Source organism: Paractinoplanes deccanensis, from assembly GCF_016862115.1.
Lineage (GTDB): Bacteria > Actinomycetota > Actinomycetes > Mycobacteriales > Micromonosporaceae > Actinoplanes > Actinoplanes deccanensis.
This window is the reverse complement of the sequence record NZ_BOMI01000065.1, coordinates 74,412-91,260: the sequence shown is the minus strand read 5'-3', so window position 1 is coordinate 91,260 and position 16,849 is coordinate 74,412. Positions and strand designations below refer to the sequence as shown.

18 protein-coding genes and 1 pseudogene are annotated in these 16,849 nt (G+C 71.4%); 11 read left to right on the top strand and 8 right to left on the bottom strand.

Annotation, left to right across the window (positions count from 1 at the left end):
- Positions 1-45: 45 nt before the first annotated feature.
- Positions 46-1,068, bottom strand: coding sequence for a LacI family DNA-binding transcriptional regulator (locus tag Ade02nite_RS17565; protein ID WP_203763893.1), 1,023 nt, complete (start codon positions 1,066-1,068; stop codon positions 46-48).
- 81 nt (positions 1,069-1,149) lie between these two features.
- On the opposite strand from Ade02nite_RS17565, the gene Ade02nite_RS17560 reads away from it, so the two are divergent.
- Entirely contained in the window at positions 1,150-1,299 is a 150-nt protein-coding gene (locus Ade02nite_RS17560) for a helix-turn-helix domain-containing protein (RefSeq protein WP_203763890.1), read from the top strand.
- A 116-nt stretch (positions 1,300-1,415) separates the two neighbouring features.
- Positions 1,416-1,766: pseudogene (locus tag Ade02nite_RS50725) on the top strand (LysE family translocator); the annotation flags it as partial.
- Here Ade02nite_RS50725 and Ade02nite_RS49330 read toward each other — a convergent pair.
- Positions 1,682-1,852, bottom strand: a complete 171-nt coding sequence (locus tag Ade02nite_RS49330) for a hypothetical protein (protein WP_239168835.1) — start codon at positions 1,850-1,852, stop codon at positions 1,682-1,684. The pseudogene Ade02nite_RS50725 and the gene Ade02nite_RS49330 sit on opposite strands and share 85 nt — an antisense overlap.
- 12 nt (positions 1,853-1,864) lie before the next feature.
- Here Ade02nite_RS49330 and Ade02nite_RS49325 point away from each other — a divergent pair, with 12 nt between their 5' ends.
- The 3 genes from Ade02nite_RS49325 to Ade02nite_RS17545 all read left to right on the top strand — a co-directional run bounded on the left by Ade02nite_RS49325 (position 1,865) and on the right by Ade02nite_RS17545 (position 3,387).
- Positions 1,865-2,053, top strand: coding sequence for a hypothetical protein (locus Ade02nite_RS49325; protein ID WP_239168834.1), 189 nt, complete (start codon positions 1,865-1,867; stop codon positions 2,051-2,053).
- A gap of 185 nt (positions 2,054-2,238) precedes the next feature.
- The gene (locus Ade02nite_RS17550) at positions 2,239-2,559 is read left to right on the top strand and encodes a sensor histidine kinase (RefSeq protein ID WP_203763883.1); all 321 of its coding nucleotides are present in this window, start codon (positions 2,239-2,241) and stop codon (positions 2,557-2,559) included.
- Between the two features lie 69 nt (positions 2,560-2,628).
- Positions 2,629-3,387, top strand: coding sequence for a DnaJ C-terminal domain-containing protein (locus tag Ade02nite_RS17545; protein ID WP_239168833.1), 759 nt, complete (start codon positions 2,629-2,631; stop codon positions 3,385-3,387).
- Between the two features lie 162 nt (positions 3,388-3,549).
- Here the strand turns inward: Ade02nite_RS17545 and Ade02nite_RS17540 are convergent, their stop codons facing one another.
- From Ade02nite_RS17540 to Ade02nite_RS17515, 6 genes are read right to left on the bottom strand one after another with little or no spacing between them, the layout of a single operon-like run.
- Positions 3,550-4,248 (bottom strand): GNAT family N-acetyltransferase, encoded by a 699-nt coding sequence (locus tag Ade02nite_RS17540; RefSeq protein WP_203763876.1) that lies wholly within the window; start codon positions 4,246-4,248, stop codon positions 3,550-3,552.
- On the bottom strand, positions 4,245-5,582 hold the full coding sequence (locus Ade02nite_RS17535) for an NtaA/DmoA family FMN-dependent monooxygenase (RefSeq protein WP_203763873.1): 1,338 nt from the start codon (positions 5,580-5,582) through the stop codon (positions 4,245-4,247). The genes Ade02nite_RS17540 and Ade02nite_RS17535 overlap by 4 nt, the downstream gene beginning before the upstream one ends.
- Complete coding sequence (locus Ade02nite_RS17530; RefSeq protein ID WP_203763871.1) at positions 5,575-6,702, bottom strand: LLM class flavin-dependent oxidoreductase; 1,128 nt, start codon at positions 6,700-6,702, stop codon at positions 5,575-5,577. Before Ade02nite_RS17530 ends, Ade02nite_RS17535 begins: the two co-directional genes overlap by 8 nt.
- A gap of 2 nt (positions 6,703-6,704) precedes the next feature.
- Positions 6,705-7,667, bottom strand: coding sequence for an ABC transporter substrate-binding protein (locus Ade02nite_RS17525; protein WP_203763867.1), 963 nt, complete (start codon positions 7,665-7,667; stop codon positions 6,705-6,707).
- 12 nt (positions 7,668-7,679) lie between these two features.
- Entirely contained in the window at positions 7,680-8,405 is a 726-nt protein-coding gene (locus Ade02nite_RS17520; protein ID WP_203763863.1) for an amino acid ABC transporter ATP-binding protein, read from the bottom strand.
- On the bottom strand, positions 8,402-9,220 hold the full coding sequence (locus Ade02nite_RS17515; protein WP_239168832.1) for an amino acid ABC transporter permease: 819 nt from the start codon (positions 9,218-9,220) through the stop codon (positions 8,402-8,404). The genes Ade02nite_RS17520 and Ade02nite_RS17515 overlap by 4 nt, the downstream gene beginning before the upstream one ends.
- A gap of 259 nt (positions 9,221-9,479) precedes the next feature.
- Between Ade02nite_RS17515 and Ade02nite_RS17510 the strand changes: the two genes are divergently transcribed.
- From Ade02nite_RS17510 to Ade02nite_RS17485, 6 genes are read left to right on the top strand one after another with little or no spacing between them, the layout of a single operon-like run.
- Positions 9,480-11,096, top strand: coding sequence for an ABC transporter substrate-binding protein (locus Ade02nite_RS17510; protein WP_203763859.1), 1,617 nt, complete (start codon positions 9,480-9,482; stop codon positions 11,094-11,096).
- Entirely contained in the window at positions 11,093-12,001 is a 909-nt protein-coding gene (locus tag Ade02nite_RS17505) for an ABC transporter permease (RefSeq protein ID WP_239168831.1), read from the top strand. Before Ade02nite_RS17510 ends, Ade02nite_RS17505 begins: the two co-directional genes overlap by 4 nt.
- A 1-nt stretch (position 12,002) precedes the next feature.
- Positions 12,003-12,848 carry an ABC transporter permease gene (locus tag Ade02nite_RS17500; RefSeq protein ID WP_203763856.1) on the top strand — a complete coding sequence of 282 codons (846 nt, stop codon included), beginning with the start codon at positions 12,003-12,005 and terminating at the stop codon, positions 12,846-12,848.
- Positions 12,845-14,422, top strand: coding sequence for a nickel ABC transporter ATP-binding protein NikE (gene nikE / locus Ade02nite_RS17495; protein WP_203763854.1), 1,578 nt, complete (start codon positions 12,845-12,847; stop codon positions 14,420-14,422). The genes Ade02nite_RS17500 and nikE overlap by 4 nt, the downstream gene beginning before the upstream one ends.
- Complete coding sequence (locus tag Ade02nite_RS17490) at positions 14,419-15,456, top strand: LLM class flavin-dependent oxidoreductase (RefSeq protein WP_203763853.1); 1,038 nt, start codon at positions 14,419-14,421, stop codon at positions 15,454-15,456. Before nikE ends, Ade02nite_RS17490 begins: the two co-directional genes overlap by 4 nt.
- The gene (locus Ade02nite_RS17485; protein ID WP_203763850.1) at positions 15,453-16,577 is read left to right on the top strand and encodes an LLM class flavin-dependent oxidoreductase; all 1,125 of its coding nucleotides are present in this window, start codon (positions 15,453-15,455) and stop codon (positions 16,575-16,577) included. The genes Ade02nite_RS17490 and Ade02nite_RS17485 overlap by 4 nt, the downstream gene beginning before the upstream one ends.
- The last annotated feature ends 272 nt before the right edge of the window (positions 16,578-16,849 follow it).

The following is a 16,849-nucleotide window of genomic DNA, read 5'->3' as shown; positions in this document are numbered from 1 at the left end:
CCCGAGCTCGGGGCTGGATCATCGGCGTCGCGATGCGCCGGCGGTTCAGTTCAGCGGGGCTGTGGACTCTCGGGTGATCAGGCGGCAGGGGAGGGTCTCGGTGCCGGTGGCCGGGTGGCCGTCCATGGCGGCGGACAGGCGCTGGGCGGCTCGGCGGCCCAGCTCCTCGAGGTTCATGTCGATGGTGGACAGCGGCGGGCGGGCGTTGGCGGCCAGGATTTCCCAGTTGTCGAAGCCGATGACGGCGACGCGGCCGGGGACGTCCAGTCCTTCCTGGTGCAGGACGTCGAGGACGCCTCGGGCGATCTCGTCGGAGCCGGCGAAGATGGCGTCCACCGACGGGTCGCGTTGCAGGAGCATGCGGGTGGCGCCGCGGCCCCACGCCTCGGACCACATGCCGAACCACACCTGGTCGCCGGCCAGCGGGAGGCCGGCGGTGGCGAGCCTGGCCTGGGCCCCTCGGGCGCGGTCCTGGGCGGCGCCGTAGGTGGGGTCGCCGGTGATGTGCGCTATCCGGGTGCGGCCGCAGGCTATGAGGTGGTCGACCGCCAGGTGGCCGGCGGCCTCGTTGTCGGTGACCAGGGACAGGTCCGCGGGGTCGTCGCTGGGGGCGTAGGCGTAGACGACCGGGACCGGCAGGTCCCGGCCCAGGGAAGGGCGGGTGTCGGGGCGGGCGCCGACGACGATGAGGCCGTCGACGCGGCGGGAGAGCAGGGCGCGCAGGTGGTGCTTCTCGCGGATGGCGTCGCCGCGCGCGTCGCAGAGGAAGACGGAGACCTGGTCGGAGCCGAACGCGTCCTCGGCGCCCATCAGGATCGGGATGGAGAAGCGGCCCTCCAGGTCGGAGGTGAGCAGCCCGACCGTGCCGGTGCGGCCGCCGATCAGGCCCTGGGCGAGGGTGTTCGGCGAGAAGGACAGCTGCGCGGCCGCCTCCAGGACGCGTGCCCGCGTCTCGGCCTTGACCTGGGGCTGGTGGTTCAGGGCCTTCGAGGCGGTCGCCACCGAGACCCCGGCCAGGCGGGCGACGTCCCGCAGTGTGACGGCCCGGGTGGGTCCGTTCGATGCCATCAACGCATGGCCTCCTCTCGCAGAGCCAGTTCATCATGCCCTCGGCCGCGGCGGTTACCCTGCTCATCAGTGTGATCAACAGTGTCCCGCGACGGCCTGTCCGACCCGGAGATCGGCGCCCGGCTGTTCATCAGCGCCCGCACCGCCCAGTACCACCTGCGCAAGGTCTTCGCGAAGCTCGGCATCACGTCCCACGGCCGGCTCCACCGGGTTCTGCCCAGCGACGGGTAGCGGCGCGCGGGACATGCGCTCCCGCGCGCGTCATCCACGGCGCGTGCTCCGTTGCCGGCGCTGTCGACCGGTTACGCCCATGCCTGGCCGACCGGCGACGGAGCTAGTCTGGCCGCATGCCATCGCCTGATCGTCTGGCCGCCTTCGCGCTCGCAGCGTTCGTACTGATCGTCATCCCCGGTCCCTCGGTGTTGTTCGCGATCAGTCGCGCGCTGGCGTACGGCCGGCGGGCGGCCCTGACGACGGTCGTCGGTGGGGCGTTGGGCAGCTTCACCGCGGCGACCGCGGTAGCGGTCGGCATCGGCGCCCTCGTGCAGACCTCAGCCGTGATCTACACGGTGATCAAGTTTGCCGGTGCGGCATATCTGATTTTCCTCGGGGTTCAGGCGGTCCGCCATCGCCGCGCGTTGCGGGAGGCGTTCGAGGCGCGGGCCGCGCCGATCGGTGACCGGCGCACCCTGGTGCAGGGTTTCGTCGTCGGCGTGACGAACCCGAAGACGGTGGTGTTCTTCGCGGCGATCCTGCGCAGTTCGTCGACCCGGCCGCCGGGCACCCTGCCCCGCAGATGGTGGTGCTGGGCGCGGTGTTCTCCGCGATCGCCCTGGCGATGGACTCGGTGTGGGGCGTCGCCGCGGGTGCGGTCCGGTCGTGGTTCGGCCGCTCGGCACGGCGGCTGGACCTGGTCGGCGGCGCGGCGGGCCTCACCATGGTCGGGCTCGGCGTCGGCGTGGCGCTCAGCGGCCGCAAGGACTAGCCGGTCACGGTAAGCCCTGTGCCGGTTCGGCCGGCTTCTGGAACACAGCCGTCAGCATCGGCCGATGACACAACACCATGCCCCGCCCGACCGCCGGGCGGGGCGGGAAAGCGCGGTCGGCCGCTTCATACCGACCAGCCACCTGGCCGACGCGAGTGCGGGCCGGGCGGTTCCACGATGACGGCGTGGAGGAGAAGAGGATCATCGCGGCGGCCGACGAGGTGCGGCGGCGGATCGAGCGGGAGCTGACCCGGACCGTGCAGGAGCGGCTGGTGGCGCCGGCGCTGAACGTTCGCGCGGCGCAGGCCGGTCTGCCCGCCGGGTGTCCTGAGCTGCGGATGCGGCTGAGCCGGATCGCGGACGGGCTGGGCGACACGGTTGACGAGCTCGGCGCGATCCTGCGCGGCATCCACCCGGCGATTCTCACCGACTGCGGGCTCGGGCCCGCGCTCAAGATGTCGGCGCGGCACTGCGAGCTGCCGGTGGATCCCAACGTGACAGTCTGAGGACACAGAGTTGACACGGGCGGGCTCAAGCCATAAACCTCTATGGACGCGAGCGCGAGGGGGAGGCCCGTGGCCACGAAGACGCGTGACTACTACGAGGTGCTGGGCGTGCACAGATCGGCCAGCCAGGCCGAGATCCAGCGGGCCTACCGGGCGCTCGCCCGGCGCTTCCACCCCGACCTCAACCGGGAGACGGGCGCCGAGACGCGGTTCAAGCAGATCACCGAGGCTTACAACATCCTTTCCGACGAGCGCAAACGCGCCATGTACGACCTGGACCGGGGGCTCGGCGGCTTCTTCTCCAGCGAGACCCGGGGCCAGCGGATGCCGCGCTTCGACGCCGGCGTCGAGGTCGTCGAGATCACGGTCGAGGAGGCGTACGAGGGAGGCAAGCGCCATCTGACGCTCGAGTTCGGCACGGCGGTGCGCGTCGTCGAGGTCGACGTGCCGCCCGGCGTCACCGACGGCCGGCGCATCCCGTTGCCGGGCATGGACATGTCGGTGACCGTCCGCATAGCGCCGCATCCGCGCTATCGCGTGCAGGGCCGCGACATCTACGTGGACCTGCCGCTCGCGCCGTGGGAGGCGGCGCTGGGCGCGACCGTCCCGGTCGAGACCCCGGCCGGCCCGGCGCAGGTGCAGGTGCCGGCGGGACTGTCCTCGGGGCGGCGGGCCCGCCTCCGGGGCCGGGGCATGCCCAACCCCGAAGGCGTCGCCGGCGACCTCTACGCCGAGATCCGCATTGTCGTCCCGCCGCGCCTGAGCGCCGGCGAGCGCCGCCGCTGGCAACAGCTCGCCAAGAGCTCCGACTGGAACCCACGCGACTGACGAAGGCCACCGCAACAAAAGCGAACGGCCGCGGCAACAAGGCGCAACAAACCGAGAGGCCGCGCCAACAAAGCGCAACAAGGCGCAACAAAGCTAACGAGCCGTAACAAGGCGTAACAAGGTGCAACGAAGCGCAACAAAGCGAAAGCTGCGGCAAAGCGACTAGCGCGGCTCCGAGGCGAAGAGGCCGAACGTCGTCCGCCGCCGCAGCCGGAAGCCGATCGACTTGTAGAGGCGGATCGCCGTCGCGTTCGCCGCGGACGTGTGCAGGAACGGCGTCTCCCCGCGCTGCCTGATGCCGTACGCGATCGCGCGCACCAGCCGCGTCGCCAGCCCCCGGCCGCGATGGGCCGGGTCCGTGCAGACCGCGCTGATCTCCGTCCAGCCGGGCGGGTGCAGCCGCTCGCCGGCCATGGCGATCAGCGCCCCGCCCTCGCGGATGCCGAGGTAGGTGCCCAGCTCGATGGTGCGCGTGCGGAACGGCCCGGGCCGCGTCCGCTCGATCAGGCCGAGGATCTCCGGCACGTCGGCGGCCGTCAGCGGCACCGCCTCCGGCGCCGGGGTGTCGGCCAGCGAGTCGTCGGTGAACTGCACGCCGGCCACCTCGTCGACCAGCCGCCACCCCGGGTGGGCGGCGGGGACCGGGCCGGCCACCGCCACCTCGGCGCCCGGCCCGGCCAGCGCGAGCAGGTCCGCCCAGGCCGCGGGGTCGCCGGGGTCCTCCAGCGCGTGGAACGGTGCCACCTCGGGGGAGTAGCGCGCCGCCCGCCCGTACCGCTCGGCGAACCGGGTGTGCGGGCCGGTCAGCGACTGCCAGGCCGCGTTGTCGAGGACCGACGTGCCCGGCGAGACCGTGGTCATCGCGGTGCCTTCAGGCCGAGGTGGTCGCGCAGGGTGGGGCCCGCATACTCCGTACGGAAGACGCCTCGTTCCTGCAGCAGCGGCACCACCCTGTCGGCGAACTCGTCGAGCCCGCCCGGGGTCACGTGCGGCACCAGGATGAAGCCGTCGCTCGCGTCGGCCTGGACGAGCTCGTTCACCGACGCCGCCACCGAGGACGGCGTGCCGATGAAGCTCTGCCGCCCGGTCACCTCGATGATCAGCTCGCGGATGGAGAGCTTCTCGGCCTCGGCGCGAGCCCGCCACTCGTTCGCCACCGCGATCGGGTCGCGGTGCATCCGCACGCTCGCCCGCCCCCGCGCGATGTGGTCGTCCGAGACGTCCGGGTCGATCTCGGGCAGCGGCCCGTCCGGGTCGTACGCGCTGAGGTCGCGGTTCCACAGCTGCTCCAGGAACTTGATCGCGGTCGCCCCGCTGACCTGTTGCCGCCGGACGATGCGCGCCCTCTCCTGCGCCTCGTCCTCGGTGTCGCCCAGCACGAAGGTGGCAGCGGGCAGGACCAGCAGCTCGTCGCGCTCGCGCCCGTACTTCGCGAGGCGGCCCTTCACGTCGGCGTAGAACGCCTGCCCCTCGGCGAGAGTGCCGTGCCGGCTGAAGATCGCGTCGGCGGTGGCGGCCGCGAACTCGCGCCCCGCGTCCGAGTCGCCGGCCTGGAGGATCACGGGGCGGCCCTGCGGGCTGCGCGGCACGTTGAAGCGGCCCGCGATGTCGAAGTGGTCGTCCCTGTGGGCGAAGGTTCCGGCCGACGCATCGCGAAGGAACACCCCCTCGGACGGGGAGGCGGCCACGGCGTCCGCGGGCCACGAGGCGAACAGCTCCTTGGCGGTGTCGAGGAACTGCGTGGCCCGGCTGTAGCGGTCCTTCTCGGCGAGGAAGCCGCCGCGCCGGAAGTTCTCGCCCGTGAACGCGTCCCACGAGGTCACCACGTTCCAGGCGGCGCGCCCGGCGCTGAGGTGGTCGAGGCTCGCGAACTGGCGTGCCACCTCGTACGGCTCGTTGAAGGTCGAATTGATCGTGCCGGCAAGGCCGAGGTGGGTGGTGACGGCGGCGAGCGCGGCCAGCACGGTGAACGTGTCGGGGCGGCCCACCACGTCGAGGTCGTAGATCTTGCCGCCCTGCTCGCGCAGCCGCAGGCCCTCGGCGAGGAAGAAGAAGTCGAACTTCGCGCGCTCGGCGGTCTGCGCCAGCTTGACGAACGACGCGAACTCGATGTGGCTGCCGGCCTCGGGGTCGCTCCACACCGTGGTGTTGTTGACGCCGGGGAAGTGCGCGGCGAGATGGATCTGCTTAGGCAACGGGTGCCTCCTGACGGTAGCGGTTCGCGGGCCGGGGCAGGCCGAGCAGGCCCCGCAGGGTCGTCGCCTCGTAGTCCCGGCGGAAGGCGCCGCGTGCCTGGAGCTCCGGCACCAGGCCGCGGGTGATGGCCTCGAGATCGGCGGGCAGCCGCCCCGGCCGCAGCCGGAACCCGGTGATCCCCGCCTGCTCCCAGCTCAGCAGCAGATCGGCCAGCTGGGCCGGGGTGCCGGTGAAGATCACAGAGTCCGAGGTGTACGCGCTGCCGTCAAGCTCGTCGAGGCGCGCCTTCGCGTCCCGGGCCGCCTGCTCGGTGTCCTCCAGGAAGACGACGAGGTCGGCGAAGACGTGCGGCAGCGAGTCCACCTTGGCGACGATGCGCTTCGCGTCGTCCGCGTCGGCCGGGGTCACGTGGACGAGATCGGCGGAGCCGGCCGCGAACGCGTAAGGGATGTCGGCGTGTGCGAGGGCCGTGACCAGCGGCTGGCCCTGCGGGGGCCGGGGCGTGATGGACGGGCCCTTCACGCTGAAGTACTTGCCGTCGAAGTCGATGTAGTGCAGCTTGTCCCGGTCGATGAAGCGGCCGGTGGCGGCGTCGCGGATCTCGGCGTCGTCCTCCCAGCTGTCCCAGAGCCGCCGCACCACCTCGACGTAGTCGGCGGCCTCGTCGAAGAGCTCCTTGACACCCACCTCGTCGAGGGCGGGCAGCGTGCGCCGCCCGAAGTGCGCGGCCTCCTCGGGGCGGGCGGAGACCTGCACCCGCCACCCGGCGCGGCCGGTGCTGACGTAGTCGAGAGTCGCGATCGCCTTGGAGATGTGGAACGGCTCGGTGTGCGTGACCGTCGCGGTCGGCACGAGACCGATGCGCGAGGTCAGCGGCGCGACGCGGGCCGCGATGAGCACGGCGTCGAGGCGTCCCTCGACCCGGTCGGTGCGGCCCTCGGGCGAGCGTGGCCCGAGGCCGTCCTCGATGGTCACGAAGTCGAGCTTGCCGCGCTCGGCCTCCCGGACGAGATCGGCCCAGTAGGCGGCGGTGAACAGATCGGACGGGCGGGCGGAGGGCAGCCGCCAGGCCGCGGGGTGCCAGCCGGCGCCGTCGAGCGCCACAGCGAGATGCGTCATGATCACTTACCTTCGATCGGGAGGCCGGGCGGGTTGATCTCGCCCTGGTCCACGGCCTCGTTCGCGAGGTTCCAGCGGTCCAGGATCTTCTTGTAGTCGCCCGACTTGATGAGCTCGTCCAGCGCCGCCTTGTACGCCTTGACGAGGCCGTTGTCCTTCTTGGTGGTCAGCGCGATCAGGCCCTGCAACGACGCGCCCGCACCGGAGTAGGTGCCGACGATCTCGGTCTCGCCCGCGGTCGCCACGTGGTAGGCCGACGTCGGGTTCGGCCCGAGGTAGAGGTCGATGGCGCCGGAGCCGAGCGCCAGGTAGGTCGCCTGGTTGGTCTGGTAGTACTTGATGTCGACCTTGGGGCGGCCGGCCTTGACGTTCTCCTCGCTCCACTCGACCAGGATCTTCTCCTGGTTGGTGCCGGAGCCGACCGCGACCTTCTTGCCCGCCACGTCGGCCGGGCCGGTCACCTTGAGGCCGGAGCCCTTCTTCGCCTCGAAGGCCAGCTCGTCCTTGCGGTAGGTGACGAAGTCGTACTTCTGCTTGCGCTCCTCGGTGACGGTGATGTTCGAGGCGCCGAGGTCGTACTTGCCGCTGTCGAGGCCGATGAACAAGTTCTCCCAGGATGTGTTCTGGAGGTCCGGCTCGAGGCCGAGGATGCCGGCGATGGCGACGGCGATGTCCGGCTCGCTGCCGATCAGCGTCTTGTTGTCGGTGGCCGTGAAGGCCAGGGGCGGGAATCCGGAGCCGGCCGCGCCGACGCCGATGACAAGTTTGCCGCTGTCGCGGACCTTCGCGGGCAGGAGCGCCGCGACGGAGTCCACCTTGGCCGGGACGATGCGCTGCTGGTCCGGCGAGTCGTTGATCCGCACCGAGACGGCGGCGGCCGCCTCCCGGGGTGCCTCGTCCGGCGCCGAGCAGCCGGCGAGCCCGGCGACGAGCGCGACGGTGGCGAACAGGGTTCTGCGACGCATGGGGGTATCTCCTTAGACGAGGACCTTGGACAGGAAGGCCCGGGTGCGTTCGTGCTGGGGGTTGTCGAGGACCTCGGCCGGCGGGCCCTGCTCGACGATGCGGCCGCCGTCGAGGAAGACGACGGTGTCGGCGACCTCGCGGGCGAAGCCGATCTCGTGCGTCACCACGACCATCGTGGTGCCGGCCCGGGCCAGGTCGCGCATTACGTCGAGGACCTCGCCGACCAGTTCGGGGTCGAGCGCCGACGTGGGCTCGTCGAAGAGCACCAGCTTCGGGTCGAGCGCGAGGGCCCGCGCGATCGCGACGCGCTGCTGCTGCCCGCCGGACAACTGCCGCGGATAGGCGTGGGCCTTGCCGGCCAGGCCGACCCGGTCGAGCAACTGGAGAGCGTCGCGCGGGCCGCGGGCCTCGTTCACGTTCTCCAGGGCCGTCATGTGCGGGAACAGGTTGAAGGTCTGGAAGACGAAGCCGATGCCGGCCCGCTGCTTGAGCACCAGGCGCTCGGGCAGCTCGTGCAGCTTGTCGCCGTCCTGGCGGTAGCCGATGAGCTCGCCGTCGACGCGTACCGTGCCGCGGTCGACCTTTTCGAGGTGGTTGATGCAGCGCAGCAGCGTGGACTTGCCGGAGCCCGAGGGTCCCAGGATCACCGTGACGCTGCCGGCCGGGACGCTGAGGCTCACGTCGCGCAGCACGGCCAGGCTGCCGAAGGACTTGTGCACGCCCCTGATCTCGATCATCGCCGGTACCCCTTGCCGAAGTGGCGCTCGGTGTAGTGCTGGAGGACGGAGAGCAGCGCGGTCAGGATCACGTACCAGACGGTGGCGACCATGAGCAGCGGGACGACCCGGCCGTTGCGGCCGTAGACGACCTGGACCTGGTAGAACAGCTCGCCGATCGCCAGCACGTACACCACCGACGTGCTCTTGAGCAGGTTGACCAGCTCGTTCGCCGCGTTCGGCAGGATCGCCCGCATGGCCTGCGGCAGCACGATCCGGCGGAACTGGCGCAGCCGCGGGATGCCGAGGGCGGCGGCCGCCTCCATCTGGCGCTGGTCGACCGAGAGGATGCCGGCGCGCACGATCTCGGCGGCGTACGCGGCCTCGTGCAGCGCCAGGCCCAGCAGGGCCGCGCCGAACGCGCTGACCAGGCTGGACGTTTCGACGTGCAGGAAGCCCGGCCCGAACGGCACGCCGATCTGGAGCCGGTCGTAGAGGTAGCCGAGGTTGGCCCAGAACAGCAGCTGCACGATCAGCGGCACCGAGCGGAAGACCCAGATGAAGGTCCAGCTCACCGACTTGAGCACCGGGTTGCTCGACAGCCGCATCGGCGCGAGGACGATGCCGCCGGCAAAGCCGAGGACGGCTCCGGCGAACGTGAGCTCCAAGGTGATGAGCAGGGCCCCCATCACCGACTCTTCGAAGAAGTAGCCGAAGAACGTGCTCCAGTCCCAGCCGGGATTGGTGGCCAGGCCGTGCAGGAACTGGGCCACCAGGACGAGCACGGCCGCCGCGGCGACCCAGCGCCACGGGTGGCGGGCGGGAACGATGGTCAACTCGTCGTGATCCGGCGACGCTGCCGGTGCGGGAGGCGGATCGTCGCTCGTGCGGCGAACCGCCGCGCGAGCCGAGGAAAGAAGACTCACGGGGCGTCCTCCGGATGTGGCTTGGTGCCTCAGAACGCTAGGTGCGGAACGGCATTGTCCTCAAGTCCTATCGGCTCTATATGTTTTACGAAGTTGTCAATCGCGCAGCTCTTGCGCATATCCCATTTTGCCGATAGGAAATAGGGAGTCCGTTCCGATGGAGGTATCGATGCGTCACCGTCTCTGGCTCGCCGCGGCTGCGTCCCTCACGCTGCTGGCGGGCTGCTCCTCCAGCGGCGGCACCGCCACCGACGCCGGTGCTCCGGTCTCCGGCGGCTCGCTCACGTGGGCCGTCGAGACCGAGCCGATCACCCTGAACCCGCATCAGTACGCGCAGGCCAAGGCGCGCCTGCTCGTCTGGAACAGCTTCGAGGCGCTGCTCACCCATGACGACAAGGGCGGCTACGTTCCCTGGCTCGCCACCGGCTACGAGGTGTCGCCCGACGGCAAGACGTACACGGTCAAGCTGCGCACCGACGTCACCTTCAGCGACGGCACCCGATTCGACGCGGCCGCGGTCAAGGCCAACGTCGACCAGCTGCTCGCCGACGGGTACGCGCCGGCCGTCGCCGCCGTACAGCTGAAGAGCCTGAAGAGCGTGGAGGTCGTCGACCCGGCGACGATCAGATACCACCTGAAGCAGCCCGACGTGCTCCTGCTGGACTTCCTCTCCTCACCGCAGGGCGCGATCGTCTCGCCCAAGTCGCTGAAGGAGGCGAAGAACCTCAAGGCGGGCGGCCCGGAGCTGGCGGGCACCGGGCCGTTCATCCTCGACAGGTACACCCCCGGCCAGGAGCTGCACTACGTCAAGAACCCGGCCTACAACTGGGCGCCCGCCAACGCGGGGCACGCCGGGCCGGCGTACCTCGACGACGTGACCTATCGCTTCCTCAAGGAGTCGTCGGTGCGCGTCGGCGCGCTCACCTCCGGACAGGTGCAGGTGATCGAGGGCGTGCCGGCGACCGACCAGGCCCAGATCACCGCGAACCCGTCGCTGACCCTGAGCAAGGGCCTCAACTCGGGCTCGGCCTACTCGTACTACTTCAACACCTCGCACGCGCCGTTCGACGACATCCGGGTGCGGCAGGCATTCCGCGACGCGCTCGACGTCGACACCGTGCTCCAAGGCGTCTACCGCGGCACGGCCACCCGCGCCTGGAGCGTCATCTCGCCGGCGAGCCCGCTCTACGACGCTTCGCTGGAAAAGACCTACGGAAACGACGCCGCCAAGGCGAACGCCGCGCTCGACGCCGCCGGCTGGAGCACGCGTGACGCCGAGGGCTACCGCACCAAGGGCGGCAAGCGGCTCACCGCCCGGCTGATCCAGTCGGCGCCGTTCGTCCGCGACCGCCGCGACGTCCTCGCCCAGGCCGTGCAGGCCGCGGTCAAGCAGAGCGCCGGCATCGACCTCAAGGTCTCCGTGGTCGACCAGGGCACCGCCACCAAGGCCATCGCGGACAACGAGTACGAGATCTTCGACAACTCGCGGGCCGACACCGACGCCGGCGCCGCGCTCAACCTGCTGCTGCGCTCCGACGGCGCGATCAACCGGACCGGCGTGAAGGACGCCGAGCTCGACGCGTTGCTCGCGAAGGGCGAGGCCGGTGCGGACCGGACGAAGACCTACCAGGAGATCCAGCAGAAGGTCATCGCGAAGGACGCGCTGATCCAGCCGCTCTACGCACCCGCCGACCAGATCGCCGCGTCGAAGGCCGTCGGCGGACTCGGCTTCGAGCCCACCGCGGGCGTGCCCGGCAGCGCGTACAACGTCTGGCTGAGCAAGTGATCGTGCTCCGCCGCCTCGCCACCGGCCTCGTGGTGCTGTGGGCCGCCGCCACGGCGGCCTACCTGGCCCTGCTCGCGGCCCCGGGGGACACGGTCGACGCCATCATCGGCGACGGCGCCGACACGCCCCTGATCCGGGCCCAGATCATCCAGGAGTGGCACCTCGACCGCCCGGCCGTCGTGCAATACCTCGACTTCCTCTGGCGGGCACTGCACGGCGACCTGGGCCGCTCCTACCTGTTGCAGCGGCCGGTCGCCGAGGTGATCGGCGGTCAGCTGGCGCCGACCCTGACGCTCGCCTCCAGCGCGGGAGTGCTCGGCGTCGTGCTGGCCCTCGTGCTGGCGATCACCACGCGCCGGCCCTGGGCGCGCCGGGTCAGCTCCACCCTGGAGCTGGTGCTGGTCTCGACCCCGCCGTTCCTGATCGGGATCATCCTGCTGAGCGTCTTCTCGTTCCGGCTGGGCCTGTTCCCGGTCTCCGGCGGCCAGGGCTTCGCCTCGCTGGTGCTGCCGGCGGTCACCCTGGCCCTGCCGGTGGCCGGGGTCCTGACCCAGGTGCTGCGCGACGGCGTCGACCGGGCACTGGACGAGCCGTTCGTGGTCACCGCCCGGGCCCGCGGCCTGGGGGAGCGGGCCGTGCTGGTCCGGCATGCCCTGCGGCACGCGCTGCTGCCGGCCGTGACCCTGATCGGCTGGCTGTTCGGCATCCTGCTCGGCGGCGCCGTGATCATCGAGACGGTCTTCGGGCGGCCCGGCCTGGGCCAGGTGACGCTGAACGCGGTCACCAGCGAGGACATGCCCGTCGTGCTGGCCGTGGTGGTCTTCTCGGCCTTCGTCTACGTCGTGCTCAACACCCTGGCCGACCTCGCCTACCTGATCATCGATCCTCGGCTGCGGAGGAGTTGACGTGACCATCGCCCTCGACCGGCCCTTGCCGGTGCGAATCCGGCGTCCTCGTGGCGTCGGTGTCGCCCTGGCCGGGGCGTTCCTGGCCTTCGCTGTTGCCGCCGCCGCTCTGCCGGGTCTGTTCGCCGGGGACCCGCTGGCGGCCGATCCGAGGCACGTTCTGGAGGCGCCGAGCGCCGCCCACTGGTTCGGCACCGACCAACTGGGCCGCGACGTCTTCGACCGGGTGGTGCACGGCGCCCGGCACTCGTTGACCATCGGCATCGCGGCCACCCTGGTCGCCGCGGGCCTCGGCGTCCTGCTCGGCCTGCTGGCCGGGCTCTCCCACAAGTACGCCGACGAGGCGCTCAGCCGCGGCTTCGATGCGCTCGCCGCGTTCCCGCTGCTGCTGCTCGCGTTGCTGTTCGTCGCGGTCGCCGGCCCGGGCACGATGGGCCTGATCGTGGCGATCGGCATCGCCACGCTGCCGCACTACGCCCGGGTAGTGCGCTCGCAGACGTTCGTGGTCCGCCAGGCCGGATATGTGACGCAGGCGGTGGCGTTCGGCGACTCACGCCCGCGGCTGGTGCTGCGGCACGTGCTGCCCAACGTGATCGGCCCGATCCCGGTCCTCGCCGTGATCGGGCTCGGCGAGGCGATCCTCGCCGCCGCGGGCCTCAGCTTCCTCGGCATGGGACCGCAGCCGCCGTCGCCCGAGTGGGGCGCGATGCTCTCCGAGGGCCGCGGCTATCTCAGCATCGCCTGGTGGACGTCCATCCTGCCGGGAGTGGTGGTCACCCTCGTGGTCATCTCGCTCACCGTCGTGGGCCGGCGCCTCCATCGCCGCTTCGAGGGGAGGACGGCATGATCTCCGTACGGGATCTGCGCGTCACCTTTCCGGTGGGGCGCACGGTGGTCGAGGCGGTCCGCGGCGTCGACCTGGACATCGCCGCCGGCGAATGCGTGGCGCTGGTGGGCGAGTCGGGCTCCGGCAAGTCGGTCACGGCCCGCACCCTGGTCGGCCTCGCCGGGCGCGGGGCCACGGTGTCCACGTCGCGCTTCGAGATCGACGGCAAGGACGTCCGGGGGTACGGCGAACGCGACTGGAAGCGGCTCCGCGGCAGCTTCGCCGGCCTGGTGCTCCAGGACGCGCTGGTGTCGCTCGACCCGCTGCGCACGGTCGGCGCCGAGATCGGCGAGGTGCTGCGCATCCACAAGGCACCGGGCGACGTGGTGTCGCTGCTGTCGGCCGTCCACGTGCCCGAGCCCTCCCGCAGGGCGAAGCAGTATCCGCACCAGCTCTCCGGCGGCCTGCGCCAGCGCGCGCTGATCGCCTCGGCCATCGCCGCCGGCCCGCCGCTGCTGATCGCCGACGAGCCGACCACCGCCCTCGACGTGACCGTCCAGGCCCAGATCCTGGACCTGCTCGCCGAACGCCGCGCGGCCGGTGAGACCTTGCTCCTGATCAGCCACGACCTGGCCGTCGTCTCCCGCCTTGCCGACCGCGTCCTGGTCATGAAGGACGGCCGTGTCATCGAGTCCGGCGACACGGCATCGCTGCTCGCCGCGCCGGCCCACCCGTACACCCGGGAGTTGGTCCGGGCCGTGCCGTCAGCGGCTTCCCGGGGCCGCCGCCTCTCCTCGACCGCCGTTCCTGACAGCGTTGCCCTCGATGCGGAGGGGCCGCCCGAGGGAGCGGCCGACAGCGTCGTCATCCGGGCGGAAGGGCTTCGTAAGACCTACGGGCGGCACACCGTTGTGGACGGTGTGGATCTGGTCGTGCGGCGAGGGGAGATCGTCGGGCTGGTCGGCGAGTCCGGATCGGGAAAGACCACCGTGGCGCAGCTCGTGTTCGGGCTGGTGCCGCCGACGTCCGGGACCGTGGCGTTCGAGGGCGCGCCATGGACCGGTCTGAAGGAGCGGCGGCGCCGTCCGCGGCGCCGCCGCCTCCAATTCATCTCGCAGGATCCGCTGTCCGCTTTCGATCCGCGCTGGACGGTGCGCCGGATCGTCGGCGAGGCGCTGGCCGGCAAGTCCGGCGCCGTCCCGCTGCTCGAACGGGTCGGGCTCTCCGCCGACGTGCTGGACCGCTATCCGCGGCAGCTCTCCGGCGGGCAGCGGCAACGCGTGGCGATCGCCCGTGCGCTGGCGCCCCGGCCCAGCCTGATCATCTGTGACGAGCCGGTCTCCGCGCTCGACGTGTCCGTACAAGCTCAGGTCCTCGACCTGCTGGCCGACATCCGCGCCACCGACGGCACGGCGCTGCTGTTCATCTCGCACGATCTCGGCGTCGTGCACCACCTGGCCGACCGCGTGCTCGTCATGCGCGACGGCTCGGTCGTCGAATCAGGGCCGATCGACGACGTCTTCCACCACCCGCAGCACGAGTACACCCGCGCCCTGCTCGACGCGGTGCCGACCCTGGAGGTGTCGCAGCGTTGAAATTCCTGCTCATCACGCTCATCGCCAAGCACGACCCGAAGGTCTCCGACCACGCCCGCCTGCGGGAGGTGGTGGACAACGCCGTGCTCGCCGAGGAGCTGGGCTTCGACGGGTACGGCGTGGGCGAGCGCCACGAGCGCCCGTTCATCTCGTCGTCGCCGCCGGTCGTGCTCAGCCACATCGCCGCCCGCACGTCCACGATCCGGCTCTTCACCGCCGTGACGACGCTGAGCCTGCTCGACCCGGTCCGGGCGTACGAGGACTACGCCACCCTCGACAACCTGGCCGACGGCCGGCTCGAGCTGATCATCGGCAAGGGCAACGGTGCCGCCCAGGCCAGGCTCTTCCACGTCACCACCGAGGACCAGTGGGACCGCAACCGGGAGAGCTACGAGCTGTTCCGCCGCCTCTGGCGCGAGCCCAAGGTCACCTGGACGGGCCGCTTCCGCCCGTCGCTGACCGACGCGGAGACCTGGCCGCGCCCACTCCAGCAGCCCATCCGGGTGTGGCACGGCAGCGCCACCAGCAGGGAGAGCGTCGACCTCGCCGCACAGTACGGCGACCCGCTCTTCTCGGCCAACGTCACCAACCCCATCGAGCCGTACGCGGAGCTGATCCGCTATTACCGCGAGCGCTGGGCGCACTACGGGCACGACCCGAAGGACGCGCTCGTCGGCGCCGGGACGGCCGGCTTCTACGCGGCGCGCACCTCGCAGGAGGCCGTCGAGACGTACCGCCCCATCTACGAGGCGCGGATCGCGCTGTTCCGCAAGGCCGGCGTCGAGCCGGTCTTCCCGACGCTCGAGGACGCGATCGAGCGCAGCTCGATCCTCGTCGGCAGCCCGCAGCAGATCGTCGACAAGGTGCTGCGCTACCACACCGAGTTCGGCCACGAGGTGATGCACCTGCACGCCGACGGCGACGGCCTGACCGACAAACAGCACCGTGCGACGCTGGAGCTCTTCCAGTCGGAGATCGCCCCGGTGCTGCGCAAGGAAATCCCCAGCCGGCCCTTCCCAGGGAGTCTCGCATGACCGTCCCGCTGTCCGTTCTCGATCTCGCGCCGCTGGTCGACGGCGGTGACGCCCGCGACGCGCTGCGCCGCACCCTCGACCTGGCCCGCTCCGCCGAGGAGTTCGGCTACCACCGCTACTGGGTGGCCGAGCACCACCTGACACCCGGCGTGGCCAGCTCCCAGCCGGCCGTGCTGCTCGGCGCCATCGCCTCGGTCACCGACCGCATCCGGCTCGGCTCGGGGGCACTGCAGACCGGCTTCCTGACGCCGCTGGCCGCCCTGGAGCAGTTCGGGTTGCTCGACGCGCTCTATCCGGGGCGCTTCGACCTGGGCCTCGGCCGGTCGGCCCAGCGGCGTAAATCCGACATTTCGGGTACGGCCTCCGCTCCCGCCTCCGCCGAGCCGGATCAGGAACGCATCGTCGACGGGCTGCTGATCCCGAAGCACTACAACTATCAGGTGTTGCTGAGGTCGGGCCGGGCGCAGCTCTGGTTCAAGCTGCTCAAGCAGCCCGGCGCGGAGCCGCACGACCTGGACACCGTCGTCGAGGACATCGAGATCCTGCGCTCAGGCCCGTACACCGACGGGGAAGGCAACGAGGCGCGCGCGGTGCCGGGCGAGGGCGCCGACCTCCAGCTCTGGATCCTCGGCAGCAGCGGCGGCGAGAGCGCCCGGGTCGCCGGCGCGCGCGGGCTGCCGTTCGCGGCGAACTACCACGTGGCGCCGGCGAAGGTCCTGGAGGCCGTCGAGGCGTACCGGGCGGCCTTCACGCCGTCGAAGGTGCTCTCGGCGCCGCACGTCATGGTGTCGGCCGACGTCCTCGTGGCCGACGACGACGAGACCGCGGCCGAGCTCGCCCTGCCGTACGCCCTGTGGGTGCGCAGCGTGCGCAAGGGCGGCGCCGTGCCGTGGCCGACACTGGAGCAGGCACGGCGCCACCAGTGGACCGAGGAGGACCGCGAGCTGGTCAAGGACCGGGTGGACACGCAGTTCGTGGGCTCGCCGCAGACCGTGGTGGACAGGCTGGCGACGTTGCGCCGCGTGACGGGCGCCGACGAGCTGCTGATCACCACGATGGCCTACGACCACCGCGACCGGGTGCGCTCGTACGAGCTGCTCGCCAAACACTGGCAAAGCTGACCGGCGAACGCCGCGGGACCGGCCCCGGCCGCCGGCACGGGCAGGTCGCCACCATGCTCGTCAGGGCGCGCATCGCCTCGTAGAGCCGCGCCTTGGCCTCCTCAGGGGCGAGCCCGAGCAGCTCCGCCGCCTCACCCGTCGTCCGGCGGCCGAAGAACGTGGCGACGATGATCTCCCGATGCGGGTCGGAGAGATGGCGCAGCATCATCTCCATGGGAGGTCGCGCGGTCTCGAGTGTCGTCGTCGGCATGCACGGGAGTCTGGTCACCGCC

Excerpts from the sequence above, each read along its gene's own strand:
- Ade02nite_RS17525 (WP_203763867.1), bottom strand. The coding sequence starts at position 7,667 with ATGCGTCGCAGAACCCTGTTCGCCACCGTCGCGCTCGTCGCCGGGCTC.
- Ade02nite_RS17565 (WP_203763893.1), bottom strand. The coding sequence starts at position 1,068 with ATGGCATCGAACGGACCCACCCGGGCCGTCACACTGCGGGACGTCGCC.
- Ade02nite_RS17540 (WP_203763876.1), bottom strand. The coding sequence starts at position 4,248 with ATGACCACGGTCTCGCCGGGCACGTCGGTCCTCGACAACGCGGCCTGG.
- Ade02nite_RS49325 (WP_239168834.1), top strand. The coding sequence starts at position 1,865 with ATGGTGGTGCTGGGCGCGGTGTTCTCCGCGATCGCCCTGGCGATGGAC.
- Ade02nite_RS17520 (WP_203763863.1), bottom strand. The coding sequence starts at position 8,405 with ATGATCGAGATCAGGGGCGTGCACAAGTCCTTCGGCAGCCTGGCCGTG.
- Ade02nite_RS17485 (WP_203763850.1), top strand. The coding sequence starts at position 15,453 with ATGACCGTCCCGCTGTCCGTTCTCGATCTCGCGCCGCTGGTCGACGGC.
- Ade02nite_RS17510 (WP_203763859.1), top strand. The coding sequence starts at position 9,480 with ATGCGTCACCGTCTCTGGCTCGCCGCGGCTGCGTCCCTCACGCTGCTG.
- Ade02nite_RS17530 (WP_203763871.1), bottom strand. The coding sequence starts at position 6,702 with ATGACGCATCTCGCTGTGGCGCTCGACGGCGCCGGCTGGCACCCCGCG.
- nikE (WP_203763854.1), top strand. The coding sequence starts at position 12,845 with ATGATCTCCGTACGGGATCTGCGCGTCACCTTTCCGGTGGGGCGCACG.